Source organism: Corynebacterium kutscheri, from assembly GCF_000980835.1.
Lineage (GTDB): Bacteria > Actinomycetota > Actinomycetes > Mycobacteriales > Mycobacteriaceae > Corynebacterium > Corynebacterium kutscheri.
Window position 1 is genome coordinate 1,208,000 of sequence record NZ_CP011312.1, and the last position, 15,508, is coordinate 1,223,507.

General features: G+C 44.7%; 17 protein-coding genes. 3 read left to right on the top strand and 14 right to left on the bottom strand.

Annotated elements, in window-relative coordinates:
- Positions 1-24: 24 nt before the first annotated feature.
- From carA to pyrR, 4 genes are all read right to left on the bottom strand, one after another.
- Positions 25-1,173, bottom strand: a complete 1,149-nt coding sequence (gene carA / locus UL82_RS05520; RefSeq protein ID WP_046441257.1) for a glutamine-hydrolyzing carbamoyl-phosphate synthase small subunit — start codon at positions 1,171-1,173, stop codon at positions 25-27.
- Between the two features lie 61 nt (positions 1,174-1,234).
- Positions 1,235-2,623 (bottom strand): dihydroorotase, encoded by a 1,389-nt coding sequence (locus UL82_RS05525; protein WP_046439527.1) that lies wholly within the window; start codon positions 2,621-2,623, stop codon positions 1,235-1,237.
- A gap of 15 nt (positions 2,624-2,638) precedes the next feature.
- Entirely contained in the window at positions 2,639-3,580 is a 942-nt protein-coding gene (locus tag UL82_RS05530) for an aspartate carbamoyltransferase catalytic subunit (RefSeq protein WP_046439529.1), read from the bottom strand.
- Between the two features lie 6 nt (positions 3,581-3,586).
- Positions 3,587-4,159, bottom strand: a complete 573-nt coding sequence (pyrR, locus tag UL82_RS05535; RefSeq protein ID WP_046439531.1) for a bifunctional pyr operon transcriptional regulator/uracil phosphoribosyltransferase PyrR — start codon at positions 4,157-4,159, stop codon at positions 3,587-3,589.
- Between the two features lie 181 nt (positions 4,160-4,340).
- Here pyrR and UL82_RS05540 point away from each other — a divergent pair, with 181 nt between their 5' ends.
- Genes UL82_RS05540 through UL82_RS05550 form a run of 3 tightly spaced genes read left to right on the top strand, consistent with a single transcriptional unit; the run spans position 4,341 to position 6,611 of the window.
- Complete coding sequence (locus UL82_RS05540; protein WP_046439533.1) at positions 4,341-5,708, top strand: TIGR01777 family oxidoreductase; 1,368 nt, start codon at positions 4,341-4,343, stop codon at positions 5,706-5,708.
- Positions 5,709-5,716: 8 nt separating this feature from the next.
- The gene (locus UL82_RS05545; protein WP_046439535.1) at positions 5,717-6,190 is read left to right on the top strand and encodes a YbjN domain-containing protein; all 474 of its coding nucleotides are present in this window, start codon (positions 5,717-5,719) and stop codon (positions 6,188-6,190) included.
- On the top strand, positions 6,183-6,611 hold the full coding sequence (locus UL82_RS05550) for a hypothetical protein (protein WP_046439536.1): 429 nt from the start codon (positions 6,183-6,185) through the stop codon (positions 6,609-6,611). Before UL82_RS05545 ends, UL82_RS05550 begins: the two co-directional genes overlap by 8 nt.
- A gap of 63 nt (positions 6,612-6,674) precedes the next feature.
- On the opposite strand, the gene nusB is transcribed toward UL82_RS05550, so the two are convergent.
- From nusB to mltG, 10 genes are all read right to left on the bottom strand, one after another.
- Positions 6,675-7,370 (bottom strand): transcription antitermination factor NusB, encoded by a 696-nt coding sequence (gene nusB / locus UL82_RS05555; RefSeq protein WP_232009527.1) that lies wholly within the window; start codon positions 7,368-7,370, stop codon positions 6,675-6,677.
- 2 nt (positions 7,371-7,372) lie between these two features.
- On the bottom strand, positions 7,373-7,936 hold the full coding sequence (gene efp / locus UL82_RS05560; RefSeq protein ID WP_046439537.1) for an elongation factor P: 564 nt from the start codon (positions 7,934-7,936) through the stop codon (positions 7,373-7,375).
- A 224-nt stretch (positions 7,937-8,160) separates the two neighbouring features.
- Positions 8,161-9,255, bottom strand: a complete 1,095-nt coding sequence (locus tag UL82_RS05565) for a M24 family metallopeptidase (RefSeq protein ID WP_046439539.1) — start codon at positions 9,253-9,255, stop codon at positions 8,161-8,163.
- Between the two features lie 110 nt (positions 9,256-9,365).
- Entirely contained in the window at positions 9,366-9,803 is a 438-nt protein-coding gene (aroQ, locus tag UL82_RS05570) for a type II 3-dehydroquinate dehydratase (RefSeq protein WP_046441262.1), read from the bottom strand.
- Positions 9,804-9,807: 4 nt separating this feature from the next.
- On the bottom strand, positions 9,808-10,884 hold the full coding sequence (aroB, locus tag UL82_RS05575; protein WP_046439541.1) for a 3-dehydroquinate synthase: 1,077 nt from the start codon (positions 10,882-10,884) through the stop codon (positions 9,808-9,810).
- 31 nt (positions 10,885-10,915) lie between these two features.
- Positions 10,916-11,500 carry a shikimate kinase gene (locus UL82_RS05580; protein WP_046441264.1) on the bottom strand — a complete coding sequence of 195 codons (585 nt, stop codon included), beginning with the start codon at positions 11,498-11,500 and terminating at the stop codon, positions 10,916-10,918.
- Between the two features lie 147 nt (positions 11,501-11,647).
- Positions 11,648-12,856, bottom strand: a complete 1,209-nt coding sequence (aroC, locus tag UL82_RS05585) for a chorismate synthase (protein WP_046439543.1) — start codon at positions 12,854-12,856, stop codon at positions 11,648-11,650.
- A gap of 60 nt (positions 12,857-12,916) precedes the next feature.
- Positions 12,917-13,342, bottom strand: a complete 426-nt coding sequence (locus UL82_RS05590) for a prepilin peptidase (protein WP_052735893.1) — start codon at positions 13,340-13,342, stop codon at positions 12,917-12,919.
- A gap of 10 nt (positions 13,343-13,352) precedes the next feature.
- Positions 13,353-14,189, bottom strand: coding sequence for a shikimate dehydrogenase (locus UL82_RS05595; protein ID WP_046439545.1), 837 nt, complete (start codon positions 14,187-14,189; stop codon positions 13,353-13,355).
- 114 nt (positions 14,190-14,303) lie between these two features.
- Positions 14,304-15,455, bottom strand: coding sequence for an endolytic transglycosylase MltG (mltG, locus tag UL82_RS05600; protein WP_046439546.1), 1,152 nt, complete (start codon positions 15,453-15,455; stop codon positions 14,304-14,306).
- Positions 15,456-15,508: the final 53 nt, after the last annotated feature.

Sequence of the window (15,508 nt, forward strand, 5' to 3'; positions counted from 1 at the left end):
TCTTCCTTTGTCCTAGTTTTCGGCTTAAAGTTGATTCTTCTTATTCTGTTCAATCAGTTCGATGAACTGATCAAATAATGGATTAGCATCGTGGGGTCCAGCAGCTGCTTCCGGGTGGTATTGCACTGAATACGCCATACCATTAACAAGTGCTACGCCTTCAACTGTTCCGTCGTTAAGGCAAGTATGAGTAACCTGTGCTGGACCATATGCGGTATCAAAAACCTTTCCGAGTTCACCGCGTAGGGCAAAACCATGATTTTGGGCAGTAATATCAATCTCGCCCGTAAGATGATTCATAACTGGTACATTGATGCCTCGATGGCCAAACTTTAATTTATAGGTCTGCATGCCCAAAGCACGTCCGAGAATCTGGTTGCCGAAACAAATACCAAAGAGCGGAATTTTCGCTGCCAAAATATCACGGACTACAGCAACCATTTCATCGGCAGTTGCGGGATCGCCTGGACCATTAGAGATAAAAACCCCGTCCGGATTATACTGGGTAATCTTTGAAAAAGGCGTGTTAGCTGGCACTACGATAGTTCTTATACCGCGGGCGGCAAAATTACGAGGAGTATTGCTTTTTATCCCCATATCGTAAGCAACGACGGTAAAGCGATGTTCACCGTCAGGCTCAACAATATATTCCTTAGTGGTTGATACTTCACTTGCTAAATCGGATCCGGCCATTGATTGCTGTTCATTCACAATGGCAATAAGCTCTTCGACGGGCAAAGCTGCATCTGCACCGGAAAAAATACCTGCTGCGATAGAACCATAATTGCGTAAATGCCGCACCACCGCGCGAGTATCTATTCCAAGAATACCGATAATATTTTGGGCGATCATCTCGTCTTCCAAGCTATGTTTCGCCCGCCAATTCGATACCTGCTGCGAAAGATCTCGAATAGCTAATCCAGCAACCCAAATTTTATCGCCATAGGATTCACTATCTTCATCATTCCATCCGGTATTACCAATCTGTGGTGCAGTAGCAACCACAATTTGTCGGTGATAGGAAGGATCCGTCATGGTCTCTTGATAGCCGGTCATTGCAGTAGTAAATACTGCTTCACCTAATGTGGTTCCCGTTGCACCAAAACCTAATCCTTTAAAAACACGACCATCAGCAAGAACAAGTAATGCTTCTCGACGGTCGTTACTGTGCACGTGTGAACCCACTGCATCGCCTTTCTCAAGCAAAGAAATATTATTAATATCTTTCAATATATTAGATTTTTGCATCTCGCACTGCACTTTGTTCAACCGCAGAAAATTGGGGCTGTCCATTAAGACAAGTGATTCGCCCACGCAAAATGGTGGCCACTACCTGAGCAGAAAACTCCATATTCTCAAAAGGCGTATTTTCTGCCTTGGATGCCATTTCTTTACCCCGAACAACCCATCGACGGGAATCATCAACAAGGGCAAGGTTAGCTGGTTCGCCCACTGCAATAGGGCGACCATGACCAGGCAAGCGCACAATTTCAGCTGGACGCTCACTCATAATCCGAGCAACAAAACGCCAATCAGCAAGCCCGGTTTCGACAAATAATTGGTGAATAATGGCTAAGGAGGTCTCTAAACCCAACATGCCTGGTTTAGCATGTTCAAATTCACAACATTTATCTTCACTACCATGTGGTGCGTGATCGGTTGCTACACAGTCAATCACGCCATCAAGTAAAGCCTGTTGCAAGGCCACAGTATCTTTTTCTTCCCGCAGCGGCGGATTAACTCGATTAACTCCATCATAGGTGTGCAAACGCTCGTCGTTAAGCAATAAATGATGCGGAGTAACCTCAGCAGTAATCGGAATATTGTGCTGCTTCGCCCATGTTAAAAGCTCCACGGTACCGGCAGTTGAGGCATGACAAATATGTACTCGGTTACCATAGTCACGTGCTAATAAAGCATCTCGGGCAACAATAGATTCTTCAGCAACTCGCGGCCAACCTCGCAAACCTAATTTTGCAGCAGTTTCACCCTCATGAGCAACCGCCCCTTCGGTCAAACGTGGATCCTCACAATGCTGGGCAAGTAGCACATCGAGCCCTTTGGCATATTCAATTGCACGACGCATCAATAACGGGTTATCTACGCATTTTCCATCATCAGAAAACATGCGTACCTTGGCTTCCGAGCGAGCCATCATACCGAACTCACTGAGCTCTTTACCGGCTAGCCCTTTAGTAATGGAACCAACCGGATGAACATCACACAGACCAATATTTTGACCTTTAAACCAAACAGATTCAGCAATAATAGGCTGGTCTAACACTGGATTAGTGTTCGCCATAGTAAAAACAGCAGTGAAACCACCTTTTGCCGCCGCAGCAGAACCAGTAGCAATAGTTTCGGTATCTTCCCTACCAGGTTCGCGTAGATGAACATGCATATCGACGAATCCGGGTAACGCTACTGCATTTTGAGCATCTATTTCCTGATCCGCTAAATAATCAACCGTTCCAGCTAGATCAATTGCTTCGATAATTCCATTGCGAATAAAAATATCTTGAGCTTCGCCCTCACCATAAGGGCGAACATTTTTAATAACTAAGCTGCTAGTAGCAGCCGGAGCTAATGTGCCGGTTGCGGGATAAGAATCAGTGGTAGCCATAAAAAGTTTTCCTTCCTAAAAACCGGGTGAATCGGAACCGGCAATTAAGCTAAAAAGCACTGCCATACGGGTGTACACACCATTATTAACCTGTTGCAAAATAGCTGTTTGTGGTGAATCCGCTACCGAAAAATTAATTTCCATTCCACGCAACATTGGCCCAGGGTGCATAATAATTGCGTGTTTTCCTAATGCCTTTGCGCGTTGTTGAGACATGCCATATAAAGTGGCGTATTCACGATGAGAAGGAAAAAATCCTCCATGCATGCGCTCTTGCTGTACGCGCAGCATCATCACGACATCTGCATCGCTAAGTTCAGCATCCATGTCATAGGAATATCGAACCGGCCAATTATCTACCCCATGTGGCAATAGGGTTGGTGGGGCAACTAATACTACTTCTGCGCCCAAGGTAGATAAGAGATCAACATTAGAGCGAACTACTCGTGAATGAAGACAATCACCTACGATGACAATCTTTTTTCCATTAATTGTGCCAATACGCTGCCGCATGGTTACTGCATCAAGAAGTGCTTGAGTGGGATGCTGATGTGCACCATCACCGGCATTAATAACACATGGCCCAGTACCTTCTTGAGTAACCCATTGGGCTAATTGCTGAGCTGCCCCCGAAGACGGGTGACGAATAATCAATGCATCAGCACCAATAGCGGTTAATGTTAGCCCGGTGTCTTTTAACGACTCCCCTTTTTTTACCGAAGAAGATGATGCAGAAATATTAATAACATCTGCACTCATCCACTTGCCCGCTGTTTCAAAAGAACTTCGGGTTCGGGTGGAATTCTCGTAGAACAGCGTAAAGATTGTCCGCCCACGTAAAGTCGGGAGTTTTTTTAGCTCCCTGCCTTCAAGTGCTTCCCGGAATCTATCCGCTTCATTCATTAACCCAACAATGTCATCTTTGCTTAAGTCTGCAATGGAAAGCAGGTGCTTCATATTTATTTAGTTTCCTTCGCCTGGTGTGCGAGTTAATACAACCGCGTCACGCTCATCAATGTCTGCCAGTAAAACATGAACCGATTCACTACGCGCGGTTGGTAAATTCTTTCCTACGTAATCGGCACGGATAGGCAGTTGACGATGCCCTCGATCAACAAGAACCGCTAACTGGATTTGTTCTGGCCGACCGATATCGCGCAGACCATCCAAGGCCGCTCGAATACTTCGCCCAGAAAAAAGCACATCATCAACAAGAATGACGATTTTATTATCAACACCGCCTACTGGGATATCAGTAACTTGTAAAGCTCGGTGTGGCTTAGTACGTAAATCGTCACGGTATAAGGTGATATCGAGGCTTCCTACAGGAAGTACAACACCGGTAAATTCTTCAATCTTGGCGGCCAAACGCCTGGCCAAGGGAACTCCACCAGAAGGAATACCTAGCAACATAACACGCGGATCGATAGTGGTATCCAACGCTGTTTTTTCAATAATTTGGTGCGCAATGCGTGCCACAGTACGTGCAACATCAGCTGCACTAAGCAGCTCTATTGCTTCGGTCTGTTCACTCATCGGACCTCCTTCCCCGCCTCTCTGTGCGGTCCGTTAAAGGATGTCTGTTTAAACTACCGTCAGCGATATTAGCACATCTACGGTCAAGGAAAACTTTTATAGTTTTAACTTTCCTGCTTGTCTTTATCAAAGACTATGCTTGCAATAGAGAAAATAAGTTTTAGCTCCGGAAAGGTTGTCTGTGGTCTTACGCACCTCGCACATTGTTCCTGCCGATCGTGCTTTTGTTTGGCAGTGGCACACTCAACCAGGTGTGTCTGCCAGATTGATGCCTACCTTTTTTCCCATGACTGCGCGCTCACAGGCCACGAACCTTGCTACTGGCACCACGGTATTTGCGCTACCAGCGGGATTGCGGTGGGAATCACGTCATGATCTTTCCGGCTATATCGAAGGACGAAAATTCAGCGATGTTTGCATTAAATCCCCGATTAAAGCACTAGCCAATTGGCGCCATGTACACGAATTTTTCGATCATGAATCAGGAACACTAATTACCGACTCGGTACACACTCGTATTCCGCATAATGCGATTATTCCCCTACTTGCATATCGCCAACAACAACTTATTCACGACATCAGCAGCGCTCAACGTTTTGCTTGCCTAGGCAATAATGCTGCTCCATTAACCATCGCTCTTAGTGGTAGTCGCGGTACCATAGGTAGTGCACTGCGAGCATTTTTAAGTGTTCTTGGGCATAAAGTTATTGTGTTAGTCCGCAAACCGGGAACCAAGAAACTAAAAAGTTATCAACGCCATTGGAACCCGATTAATCCTGATCCTGATTTGCTTAACGACATCGATGTACTTGTTCACCTCGCCGGCGAACCAATTCGCGGACGCTTTACGCAAGCACATATGTCTGCACTTCGAGAGTCTAGAATCACACCTACTTTTAAACTCGCAGAATTAGTTGCCACGAGTACTCGTTGTTCAACCATGGTTACTGCTAGTGCAATGGGTTTTTATGGGTGTGATAAACAAGCAGAGCTATTAAGCGAAGAATCACCACAAGGAGAAGGATTTTTAGCCGAGCTTTGTGCAGATTGGGAGCATGCCTGTCAACCAGCTATTTCCGCTGGCAAACGTGTTGTTACTGTGCGTACCGGTGTTGTGTTAAGTAGCTCTGGCGGTATTTTACCGGTATTAAAAACACTTTTTTCTACCGGTTTAGGTGGAAAACTTACCCACGGCGATAGTTGGCTACCCTGGATTTCTATTGATGATCTCACTGATATTTATGTTCGGGCAATCGTCGATAAGCGATTAAGTGGCAGTATTAATGCCTGCGCACCAAATCCAATACACAATTCTACGCTTACTAATGAATTAGCTCTTCAGCTTGATCGACCAGCACTTTTCCCCATACCCGATTTTGGACCCAAGTTACTTTTTGGCACCCAGGGGGCAACAGAATTCGCGCTAGCTAGTCACCGTGCGATTCCGAAAAAGCTCACCACGCTTGGTCATACTTTCCGTTATCCTCAAATAAACGAAGCTCTTGCCCATGAGTTAGGTAATGAAAAGCTTTTTGATACCACTGTGTAGAGGATCCTATGCCTAATAAAGAAAATGATAAGATTCTGAAAGTCTCTACCAACCAGCCAAAGCAATTATTAGAACAGGTTGCTGCAATTTTAGCTGATGAAAACCTTAAATATGAGTGGTCGGCTGAACATACAGTACTTAATACAGGCTTTATTAATCAATCCATCAGCTTTTTCATCCAGGATAATCATCTTATTGCGCTTACTCGCTGGCGGGGACAACCATCAGCAGATACTGCCGCAGATATTATGACCCAAATTGCACAATGGAACACTACCCAATTGGCACCAAGTGTGAGCTTTAGTGAATCAAACACCGGGCTTATCCTCTTAGCACAGCGAAGCCTTTGGATAGGAAATGGTATCAGTATCAACCAACTAGGTGCGTTTAGTTTATTAGCTTTAGAAAGTTTTATCGCACTGTGGAATCGTTGGGAAATCAATGTACCTGAACTTATTACCTGGGAGACTGATAATGCCTAACCCCGTTACTATTTCACGTATTGCGCACATCATGTCTAACTTGGGAATCACCTTAGAGATGAGTCAGTCTCATCTGGGATATGCAGTAGCTAATATCGAGGGCATTAACTTTAGTTTTGGAGTGCTGCATAATTCTATGTTTATTCGTGGTGATAAGCCTTTAAACCCAGAACTGGAAAAATTTAGCCCACAGGCTTATTTAACCGCCAATACTTTAAATTCACACCTAGCCACAGTTCGAGTCAGCATAGTTGAACACGAGGATATTTCACTTATACGCATAGATAAAGAAGCTGTCATTGCAGCTGGTCTCAGTGATGAGCAATTACTGGGATTACTTTCGTATAGTGTGACAGCTATTGTGCAAGGTTTTCAATATTGGAATGATTTACTCCCGCAGTTTCAGCAAGCCACCAGCTAAATAATAAAACCGCCGAGATTCCACATTAAGGAAAATCGGCGGCTTACTCAATCAAGTAAAAAACTAATCGCGTTCTGCTGACTCATTGTACGTATATGACATCGTAGTTATATCCTCAGAATCATTCTCGACGCCATCAATTAACTCAGCATCTGCAACATCGCTGGCAATTTCGGTGTCAAGGTTAAAATCGTCATCGAATTCTACGCTAATATCCGTAGCCGATAGTAGTGCTTCTGGACCTTCCGCATCGACTTCGGGAAAAATTTCTTCGGTAGCTGGTTTACCGGCTACTACATCATCAATATTGCGTACCACTGCATCTAAAAGTGCATTAATATACGCTGGCGATTGATCGGTAGACAAATAGCTAGCTAATTCGACAGCCTCAACCACCACAATCGGAGCATCTAGCTCTTCATTAAAAAGCATCTCCCATAAACCAACACGTAAAATTGCCCGATCAACGGCCGGAATACGCTCCAAGGTCCATTCTTCAGCAAGATGCGCAGAGATAATCTCGTCGATACGATCCAGCTGTTCTGCTACCCCAGCAACAATCTGTTGGGTATAAGCTGGCACAGGAGCAGATAACACCGTATCAATTTTTGAGAGATTAATCCGATCCTCGATAATAGCTACCGGATCAAGATCACGAATCTCTGCTTCAAAAAGAATCGCTGCCGCTCTGTGCCGTGCTTTAAACCGTGAGCCGTGACGTTTAAAACTACGGCTATGCTTCCTACTGTTCTTAGCCACGATTAGTTGTTCACACGTGACAGGTACGAACCATCACGGGTATCCACCTTGACGACGTTACCGATCTCGACGAACAGTGGCACTTGAATTTCTGCGCCGGTTTCAAGCGTTGCTGGCTTGGTGCCCGCATTAGAACGATCGCCTTGCAAACCTGGTTCAGTGTGCTCAACACGCAAATCAATAGAGATAGGTAGTTCAGCAAACAGTGGCTCACCTTCGTGGAAGGAAACCTGAATGGTGGTGTTTTCTAGTAGAAAACGTGCTGCGTCGCCAAGTAAATGTGGTGCCAATTCGTGCTGCTCATAGGTCTTGGCATCCATCACAACGTAACTCGTGCCATCGTTGTAGAGGTAGGTCATATCACGACGATCAACAGTAGCGGTTTCTACCTTAACGCCAGCGTTAAAAGTCTTATCGGTGACCTTACCAGAGACAACATCCTTGAGCTTGGTACGCACAAAAGCAGGACCTTTGCCTGGTTTCACGTGCTGGAACTCAATAATTTGCTGGAGTTTATTATCAATCTTGAGAACAAGACCATTCTTAAAATCAGACGTAGATGGCACGTGCAAACTTCCTTCGGTTATGAAACAGCAAATAAATAGCTTAAAGGCGGCACAATAGCTACCACTAAGCGGTTAGCGTAATCATGTTACACCAGCACAATACAAAATCCCATTTACCACTCACATAATTGAACAAAGAAAATACGATAAGTGCTTTAAGCACACACAGAGATTGTGACTTTAACTACTTCACCTAGCTATTACCAATTAATCAATTATCAAAATTAATCAATAATGATTAATTCTTTTGGTAAATCAGTTAAATTTTGCGCCTTACCATTGGTAATAATAAGAGTATCTTCAATGCGCACCCCACCTTTACCTGGAACATAAATACCCGGTTCAATAGTCAAAGTCATATGCTCTGCCAATTCCCCAGTTCCAGTAACTGCGGCTGCCGGTTGTTCATGCACATCTAAACCAATTCCATGCCCGGTGGAATGAACAAAAAAATCTCCATAGCCAGCTTGCTCGATAATGTCACGACATGCGCGATCAACTTCAACTAATGGAGTTCCTGGAGTAGCTGCTGCCACCCCAGCGCTTTGTGCACGCAACACAACATCATAGATCTCACGCTGAAAATCATTCGGCTGACCGACCATAACAGTGCGCGTCGTATCAGAATTAAAACCCGCCCAGTGTGCACCAAAGTCAACAGTTACTAAATCGCCGTTACAAATAATTCGATCGCCAGCACCATGATGGGGTTTAGCAGAATTAGGGCCAGAAGCAACAATAGTATCAAAACTAGGCCGCTCAGCACCTTTTATCCGCATGCGATACTCCAAGTGAGCAGCAACCTCATATTCCTTCATCCCAGCACGTAGCTCACCGGCAGCTAAAAGTTCCGCAAAAGCGGAGTTAGCTATTGTGGCAACCTCCGCTAACCGAGTACGTTCCAAGGAGTCTTTTGTCAACCGAATTCCTTCAATGACTCCACTAATAGGAATTAAAGTGACATCCTCCGGGCACGCTGCCTCAAGTTTTTTTAATTCAGAAACAGAAACATAATCTGCTTCAAAACCTACCCGGCGTGGTCCAGAAATAGTTTTAAGTAATTCAACTCCGACTGCACGAGCATTCAGTGCTTCAATATCTGGTACTTCTTCTGCGATTTGCGTGGTATAACGTCCGTCGGTAGCAATCAGTGCAGAGAGATCCTTATGCAATATAAGTGCGCCGTTTGAGCCAGAGAAACCAGAAAGATAGCGCACATGAGTCAAATGCGTCACTAACATACTATCAATACGTTGACCAGCAAGTATCGCAGCAAGTGTTCGACGACGGGTAAGAAAACGAGTATCAGCTAAAGCCATGGTGCGCTCCCTAAAACACAATTAAAGAGGTTAGTTATATGCCCATAGTAGACCTCGTGGTTGTTCAAAAGTATCTCTTTGCATAGAAAAAATTTAAGACTGCAAAAAATCTATCCTCGATGCGCAAGTAAAAAATCTACCGCATACTCATATCCACGAACACCCAATCCAGCGATCACACCGAGAGCAAGAGCAGAAAGATAGGAATGATGCCGGAATTTTTCCCGAGCATGTACATTTGAAATATGCACCTCAATAAACCCTGGCCCATCAGCAACCTCAGCCAAAGCATCCCGTAGCGCTACCGATGTATGCGTATATCCGCCAGGATTAATAATTACTGGCCACTGCTTATCGACGGCTTCATGCACCCAGTCAATAAGCTCGCCTTCATGATTCGATTGTCGAGCTATTAACTGTGCCCCACGTTGTTGAGCATAGTTTTTTAAACGTTCTTCTACATCAACAAGAGTGGTTGAACCATATATCTCTGGTTGGCGTTTACCTAATCGGTTGAGATTTGGACCATTAAGGACAAGTATCGTGATCATTTTATTTCTCCGGTGCAAGCGCCTGATAGGCTTGATCTAACTCAGCAACACTTGGGTTTTCGATACGAGTGGTCTGGCCTACCTCGGTAATCGCTACAAAACGAATAGCTCCATCGCGATTCTTTTTATCTCTAGTCATGGCTGTGTAGAGCTCATCAAAACGATCTTGAGCGTAGCTAGTAGGTAAACCAACTGCCTTAAGAATATTGCTATGTCGTCTTAGCAAAGCATCGTCAATAAGCCCGCGTTGGTAGGCAAGATTGGCGACAAACATCATGCCTACAGCTACGGCACGGCCATGGCGCCAACTAAAGTTTTCATAAAGCTCAACTGCATGTCCGAAAGTATGTCCATAGTTAAGGATTTCTCGCAGACTGGATTCTTTAAGGTCTTGGCTTACCACTCGTGCCTTCACTATTACCGAGCGCTGAATAAGCTCAGGTAAAAATCCGTCTACTCTTAAACATGCTGCGGGGTCTTGTTCATAGCGGCGTAGAATTTCTTCGTCAGCGATGAAACCAGTTTTAATAATTTCTGCGCTACCAGCAATAAGCTCTTCGGTAGGCAAAGTATTTAAGAAATCAAGATCAATAAACACAGCCGCGGGTTCATGAAAACAACCCACTAAATTTTTACCAGCAGCTGTGTTAATTCCGGTTTTACCACCAACAGCTGCATCAACCATTGCCAAAAGTGTGGTGGGAACCTGAATAACCTTGATACCGCGCATCCAACATGCTGCCACGAAACCAGCTAGATCAGTAGCTGCTCCCCCACCGAGGCCAATAATAAGATCGGTACGAGAAAAATTCTCCGTGCCTAATTTATCCCATAGCTCACCGGCAACCTGAAGAGTTTTAGCGTCTTCTGCATCAGGAATTTCCCAAACAAAACAGCTAAAACCAGCTTGCGTACAAGCTTGTTCTAGCGCTAAAGCATACTTATCAACGCTCGTTTGGGTAATAATCGCAACCTTATGTGCACCACTGTGACGCACTTTTTCCACGATTTGGTTATTTAACCCATGATCAATGATTACGTCATAGGCTGTATTGCCCGATACTTCTACGACTGCCATATCCGGCACCGTCCTTCGCCTATTTTATTGTTTATTTCATATCCCGAGCAGAAGGGGTATTACTAATAATCGCAGATTCAATAAATCCGAGCACATCAGCAACCGCTTTTTGAGGGCTGCGCTGATCGGTACGTACCCGATAACCTGATACCGCACGATATAAGGGACTACGTTGAGCTAATAGTTCATTGTAGTGGGCAAGTGGATCGCTCGCAGCTAATACTGGTCGAGTATTATCGGTGCTGGTTCGATTAATACCTTCTTCGGCAGAAACATCAATCCACACAACATTATGATCATTGAGCACTAGTCGATTTGCTTCTCGTAGTACTGCCCCACCGCCTAGGCTAACTACTCCATCACTATGTAGTGCCCGAACAATCTGTTCTTCTTCAAGATCCCGGAATTTTTCTTCACCTAATTCACTAAAAACCACACCGCAAGGCTTACCTATAGTTTCTTCAATCAGATCATCAGAGTCGATAAAAGTGGTGTTTAAGGCACGTGCCAATCGACGACCAATCGTAGTCTTTCCAGCTCCTGGAGGGCCTACTAAAACTACAATCGGTTTTTTCTTCTCTGCAGCTTGTTCTGCTGTAGTACTTTCAACAAACATAGAATTGCTATCTTCACTAAGTACAGCCGATTCATCTAGCTGCAATAAGTCGGCTTCACCAGACTGGTTATACATAGCCTCGTCAGTAATGAACCGAACATCAATAGGATCAGACATGTATTTCTTTTCTTGTCCTAGGGATCAAAGTTATGAATCAAAGTTCAAACGACGCGCAATATTATCCTGATATGCAGCAATATTGCGTTGTGTTTCGAGGAGCGAATCCCCACCAAACTTATCGAGTACATTTTTTGCTAGCACCAATGCAACCATGGCTTCTGCGACCACACCTGCTGCGGGCACCGCAACAACATCAGAACGCTGGTGTATGCCACTAGCTTTCTTACCAGTTGTCATATCAATGGTTTGCAAAGCCCGTGGAACAGTTGAAATAGGTTTCATAGCTGCTCGAACGCGCAGTGTTTCCCCGTTCGTCATACCACCTTCGATACCACCAGCACGATTACTTAATCGATGAATGCCTGTTTCATCACGCACTATTTCATCATGCGCTTCTGAACCACGTCGTCGGGCTTCTTCAAAGCCATCCCCGATTTCTACTGCTTTAATCGCTTGGATTCCCATAAGCGCAGAGGCAAGTTGTGCATCAAGCCGCGACTCAGATGAAACATGACTGCCTAAACCAATAGGCAATCCATCAACGATGACTTCAACGACTCCGCCTAAAGTATCGCCTTGTTTCTTAGCTTCCTCGATTTCTGCAATCATTGATTCTTCTGCTTGCTTATCATAAGCGCGCACTGGGGATCTATCAATATCCTCACAGTCGGAAAAAGTTGGTGAAACACCAGTATATGGCTCTGAACGACCAATTGAAATGACGTGAGAAAAGACTTCCACCTGAAGGGTTTCTCTTAAAAAGTTACGCGCCACTGTTGCTGCGGCAACTCGTGCAGCGGTTTCTCGTGCTGAGGCGCGTTCTAAAATTGGGCGTGCTTCATCAAAATCATATTTCAGCATGCCAGCAAAATCCGCGTGTCCAGGCCTCGGCCTAGTTAATTGAGCTCCTCGACCAGAATTAAGTGCCGTTGCCACAGCTGGATCAGCATAATCAAGTGGATCGGCAGACATAATGGTTGTCCATTTAGGCCATTCAGTATTAGCAATCATAATGGCGATAGGACTACCTAGCGTCTTGCCATGGCGGACGCCTCCAAGCATCGTTATCTCGTCTTTTTCAAATTTCATGCGCGCACCGCGTCCATATCCAAGCCGACGGCGAGCAAGCTGATAAGAAATTTCTTCAGTACGGATTGGTACCCCACTAGGCATATTCTCGATCATGGCGATCAAAGCCTGCCCGTGTGATTCTCCTGACGTAGTCCAACGAAGCATGACCAAATTATTCCATATCTTGCGCTTAATACATTATTTTCCTAGAGAAACATCCCCATTTTATGCAATAAAAATTAAACTTGCCGTCAAAGCACCAATGATCATATGTGGGCCATGGGCACAGCTGTATTGTGTTTGTCGACGATAAAAAGCTAACTCGATAATTGCTAACAAAGAAGCGATAAAAATAGCTACAAAAACTGCCATAAGATCCACCATGCCTACAAGTATTCCCAGGCTAAGAGCTAATTTTATGTCCCCGCCACCAATATTTAAGTTCATTAATGCAAGAAAGAAATAAATGCCTAACCATAGTAATCCACCAAATAATGCTTGTGGTTGATCTACTAGCAAAGCTAGAGTAGTCGTGCCGATAATAGCTGGCAATGTAAGAAAATTTGGCAGTCGTCGATAGCGAAAATCATAGACACAAAGTGAAGTCGCCCACAATATAATGGCTATTCCTACAAGAATTTTCATCGCCATTGCATATCCCTTAATCGACTATTCCTAACGCATCTTCTAATGCGGCACGCATATGTTTACGTGGTGCTGGGTGTTGTGTGAATTGCTCAAATTGACTCATTGCCTGATGCGCCAACATAACATAGCCACCACATGCCGAAAAACCTCGTTCTCGTGCTTTTTCCACCAATGGAGTTGGCCAAGGATCATAGATGACGTCGATAAGATTGGTCCGAGCAAGTACATCTAGATATTGACTAATTACTTCTGAAGGAACTGTAGAAATTAAAAGCTGTGCATAAGTGACAATATCGGCTAATTCTTTTGGTTTAAGTTCCCTAAAAGTACGGTAGTTCAAGGTTATTCCCAACTGATCACACAAGGATTGAAGCTCTTGACGACGATCAGTTCGATTAATAACCCAAAGGTTGGAAAAACCTGTTTGTGCAAGCGCCCATATTGCTGATCTAGCTGTGCCACCGCTGCCAATAATTACTGCACTGCCTACACCTAAATGAGGGATCGCTAATTCATTGATCGCCCCGATAAGTCCCTCACCATCAGTATTATCGGCATACCAGCCAGTATCTGTACGTACCAAAGTATTTGCGGAACCAATCAACTGAGCCCGGTTACTAACCGTATTGGCATAGGCCAATGCCGCGAATTTGGCTGGCATAGTCACTGAAAAACCACGAAACTGCTGATCTGCCTGGGTAACAATATTTGGTAGGGTTTGCGCAGTAGCTTCAATACGAGTGTAGGAAAAAGGCAAACCCAACGCCTGATAACCGGCATTATGCAGCACTGGCGATAATGAATGTTCAATTGGCGAACCTAATACTGCAGCGCAGAAAATCTCAGTCATATCCCCTAGTCTGGCATAGCACTTATACCCTAAACAACGAGTTTTGCTTTTCCTTACTCTTATGCGGGTATAAAAATACCGCCCCAGGAAAAACCTGGAGCGGATAATTTTAAGTTAGCGGTTCGAGCTAAGAACCCCATTATTAATGGAATCAGCAGTAGCTGCTTGGTGTTCTTCAAAAGTATTGCTAAACACTGTCGTGCCATCCATATCGACAGTGACAAAGAATAACCAGTCACCATCAGCAGGGTTTTCCATAGCTTCAATAGCTTCTTTTGATGGACTTGCAATAGGAGTTTCTGGCAGGCCATCCATAGCATAAGTATTCCACGCCGTTACTCGAGCACGATCTTCATCCGTAGTAGCTACTTCTTGTTCGGAAAGACCATAATTCACTGTGGAATCAAACTCTAACCGCATAGGTTCAGCCAACCGGTTTAAGATCACCCGTGCAACCTTATCGAAATCACCAGCCGGAGCTTCCCGCTCAATAAGGGAAGCCGCAGTAAGAAGTTCATAGGCAGTAAGACCAATGGCTTCTGCACGACCTTCAATATCAGTGGATGCATAAACTTCAGCAGAAGCAGTAATCAACTGGGTTAAAATGGCTTGAGCATCATCACTAGGGTTTACTACATATTCTCCAGGAACAATTAACCCTTCTAGGCGGCGAGGATCTTCACCACGAGCAATAACCTGAGGAATTGCCCAACTAGGAACCCCTAAAACAGCAGGGTCAACCGTTGCTGCTACTTTCTGCAACTCTTCTACAGTAATGCAATTGGTTGAACCTTCGGTGCACGTAACCTCAGCGATCTGTGAATAAATACCCAGTCGCGTTCCACCAGCGACCACACTGACATCCATTAAGGTTGCCCCACCATGAATATCAAGCAAATCAACTAGATTATTTGGATCAACTAACGCAGCAACAGCTTCCTTAGCACTCATATGTTCCTGAAGTCGATAAAAACCTGGAACTACTGAGCTTGCCTTCGGATTATTTGCTGCTGCGGTTTGGAAAGCAGAGTTAGTCGCTACAATGTTGCGTTTTACCAATTCTGGACCAAGCTCAGACATGCTCGACCCTTCCTTGATCTCAACCAGCTGCATTACTCCGTTACCGCTTCCTTCGTAATCTGTAGGCGTGCGATTACTCATAGAAACAGCAATATACACAACCGCACCGACAATAAGCGTCAGCGCTGTAATCATTACTGCTAGTCCGCGCTGACGGCGCTTAACGTATTTGGGTTCCATCCGCATAAATAAGCGGGCCTTTCGTCGTAGAATTTTCGGCGCTCGTTGTGCCTAGGTTA

What these genes read in the sequence shown, in the direction of transcription:
- UL82_RS05545 (WP_046439535.1), top strand. Translation starts at nt 5,717, where the DNA reads ATGCCTAATAAAGAAAATGATAAGATTCTGAAAGTCTCTACCAACCAG.
- UL82_RS05550 (WP_046439536.1), top strand. Translation starts at nt 6,183, where the DNA reads ATGCCTAACCCCGTTACTATTTCACGTATTGCGCACATCATGTCTAAC.
- UL82_RS05565 (WP_046439539.1), bottom strand. Translation starts at nt 9,255, where the DNA reads ATGGCTTTAGCTGATACTCGTTTTCTTACCCGTCGTCGAACACTTGCT.
- aroB (WP_046439541.1), bottom strand. Translation starts at nt 10,884, where the DNA reads ATGGCAGTCGTAGAAGTATCGGGCAATACAGCCTATGACGTAATCATT.
- aroC (WP_046439543.1), bottom strand. Translation starts at nt 12,856, where the DNA reads ATGCTTCGTTGGACTACGTCAGGAGAATCACACGGGCAGGCTTTGATC.
- UL82_RS05595 (WP_046439545.1), bottom strand. Translation starts at nt 14,189, where the DNA reads ATGACTGAGATTTTCTGCGCTGCAGTATTAGGTTCGCCAATTGAACAT.
- UL82_RS05590 (WP_052735893.1), bottom strand. Translation starts at nt 13,342, where the DNA reads ATGGCGATGAAAATTCTTGTAGGAATAGCCATTATATTGTGGGCGACT.
- UL82_RS05580 (WP_046441264.1), bottom strand. Translation starts at nt 11,500, where the DNA reads ATGTTTGTTGAAAGTACTACAGCAGAACAAGCTGCAGAGAAGAAAAAA.
- mltG (WP_046439546.1), bottom strand. Translation starts at nt 15,455, where the DNA reads ATGCGGATGGAACCCAAATACGTTAAGCGCCGTCAGCGCGGACTAGCA.
- pyrR (WP_046439531.1), bottom strand. Translation starts at nt 4,159, where the DNA reads ATGAGTGAACAGACCGAAGCAATAGAGCTGCTTAGTGCAGCTGATGTT.
- UL82_RS05530 (WP_046439529.1), bottom strand. Translation starts at nt 3,580, where the DNA reads ATGAAGCACCTGCTTTCCATTGCAGACTTAAGCAAAGATGACATTGTT.
- UL82_RS05525 (WP_046439527.1), bottom strand. Translation starts at nt 2,623, where the DNA reads ATGGCTACCACTGATTCTTATCCCGCAACCGGCACATTAGCTCCGGCT.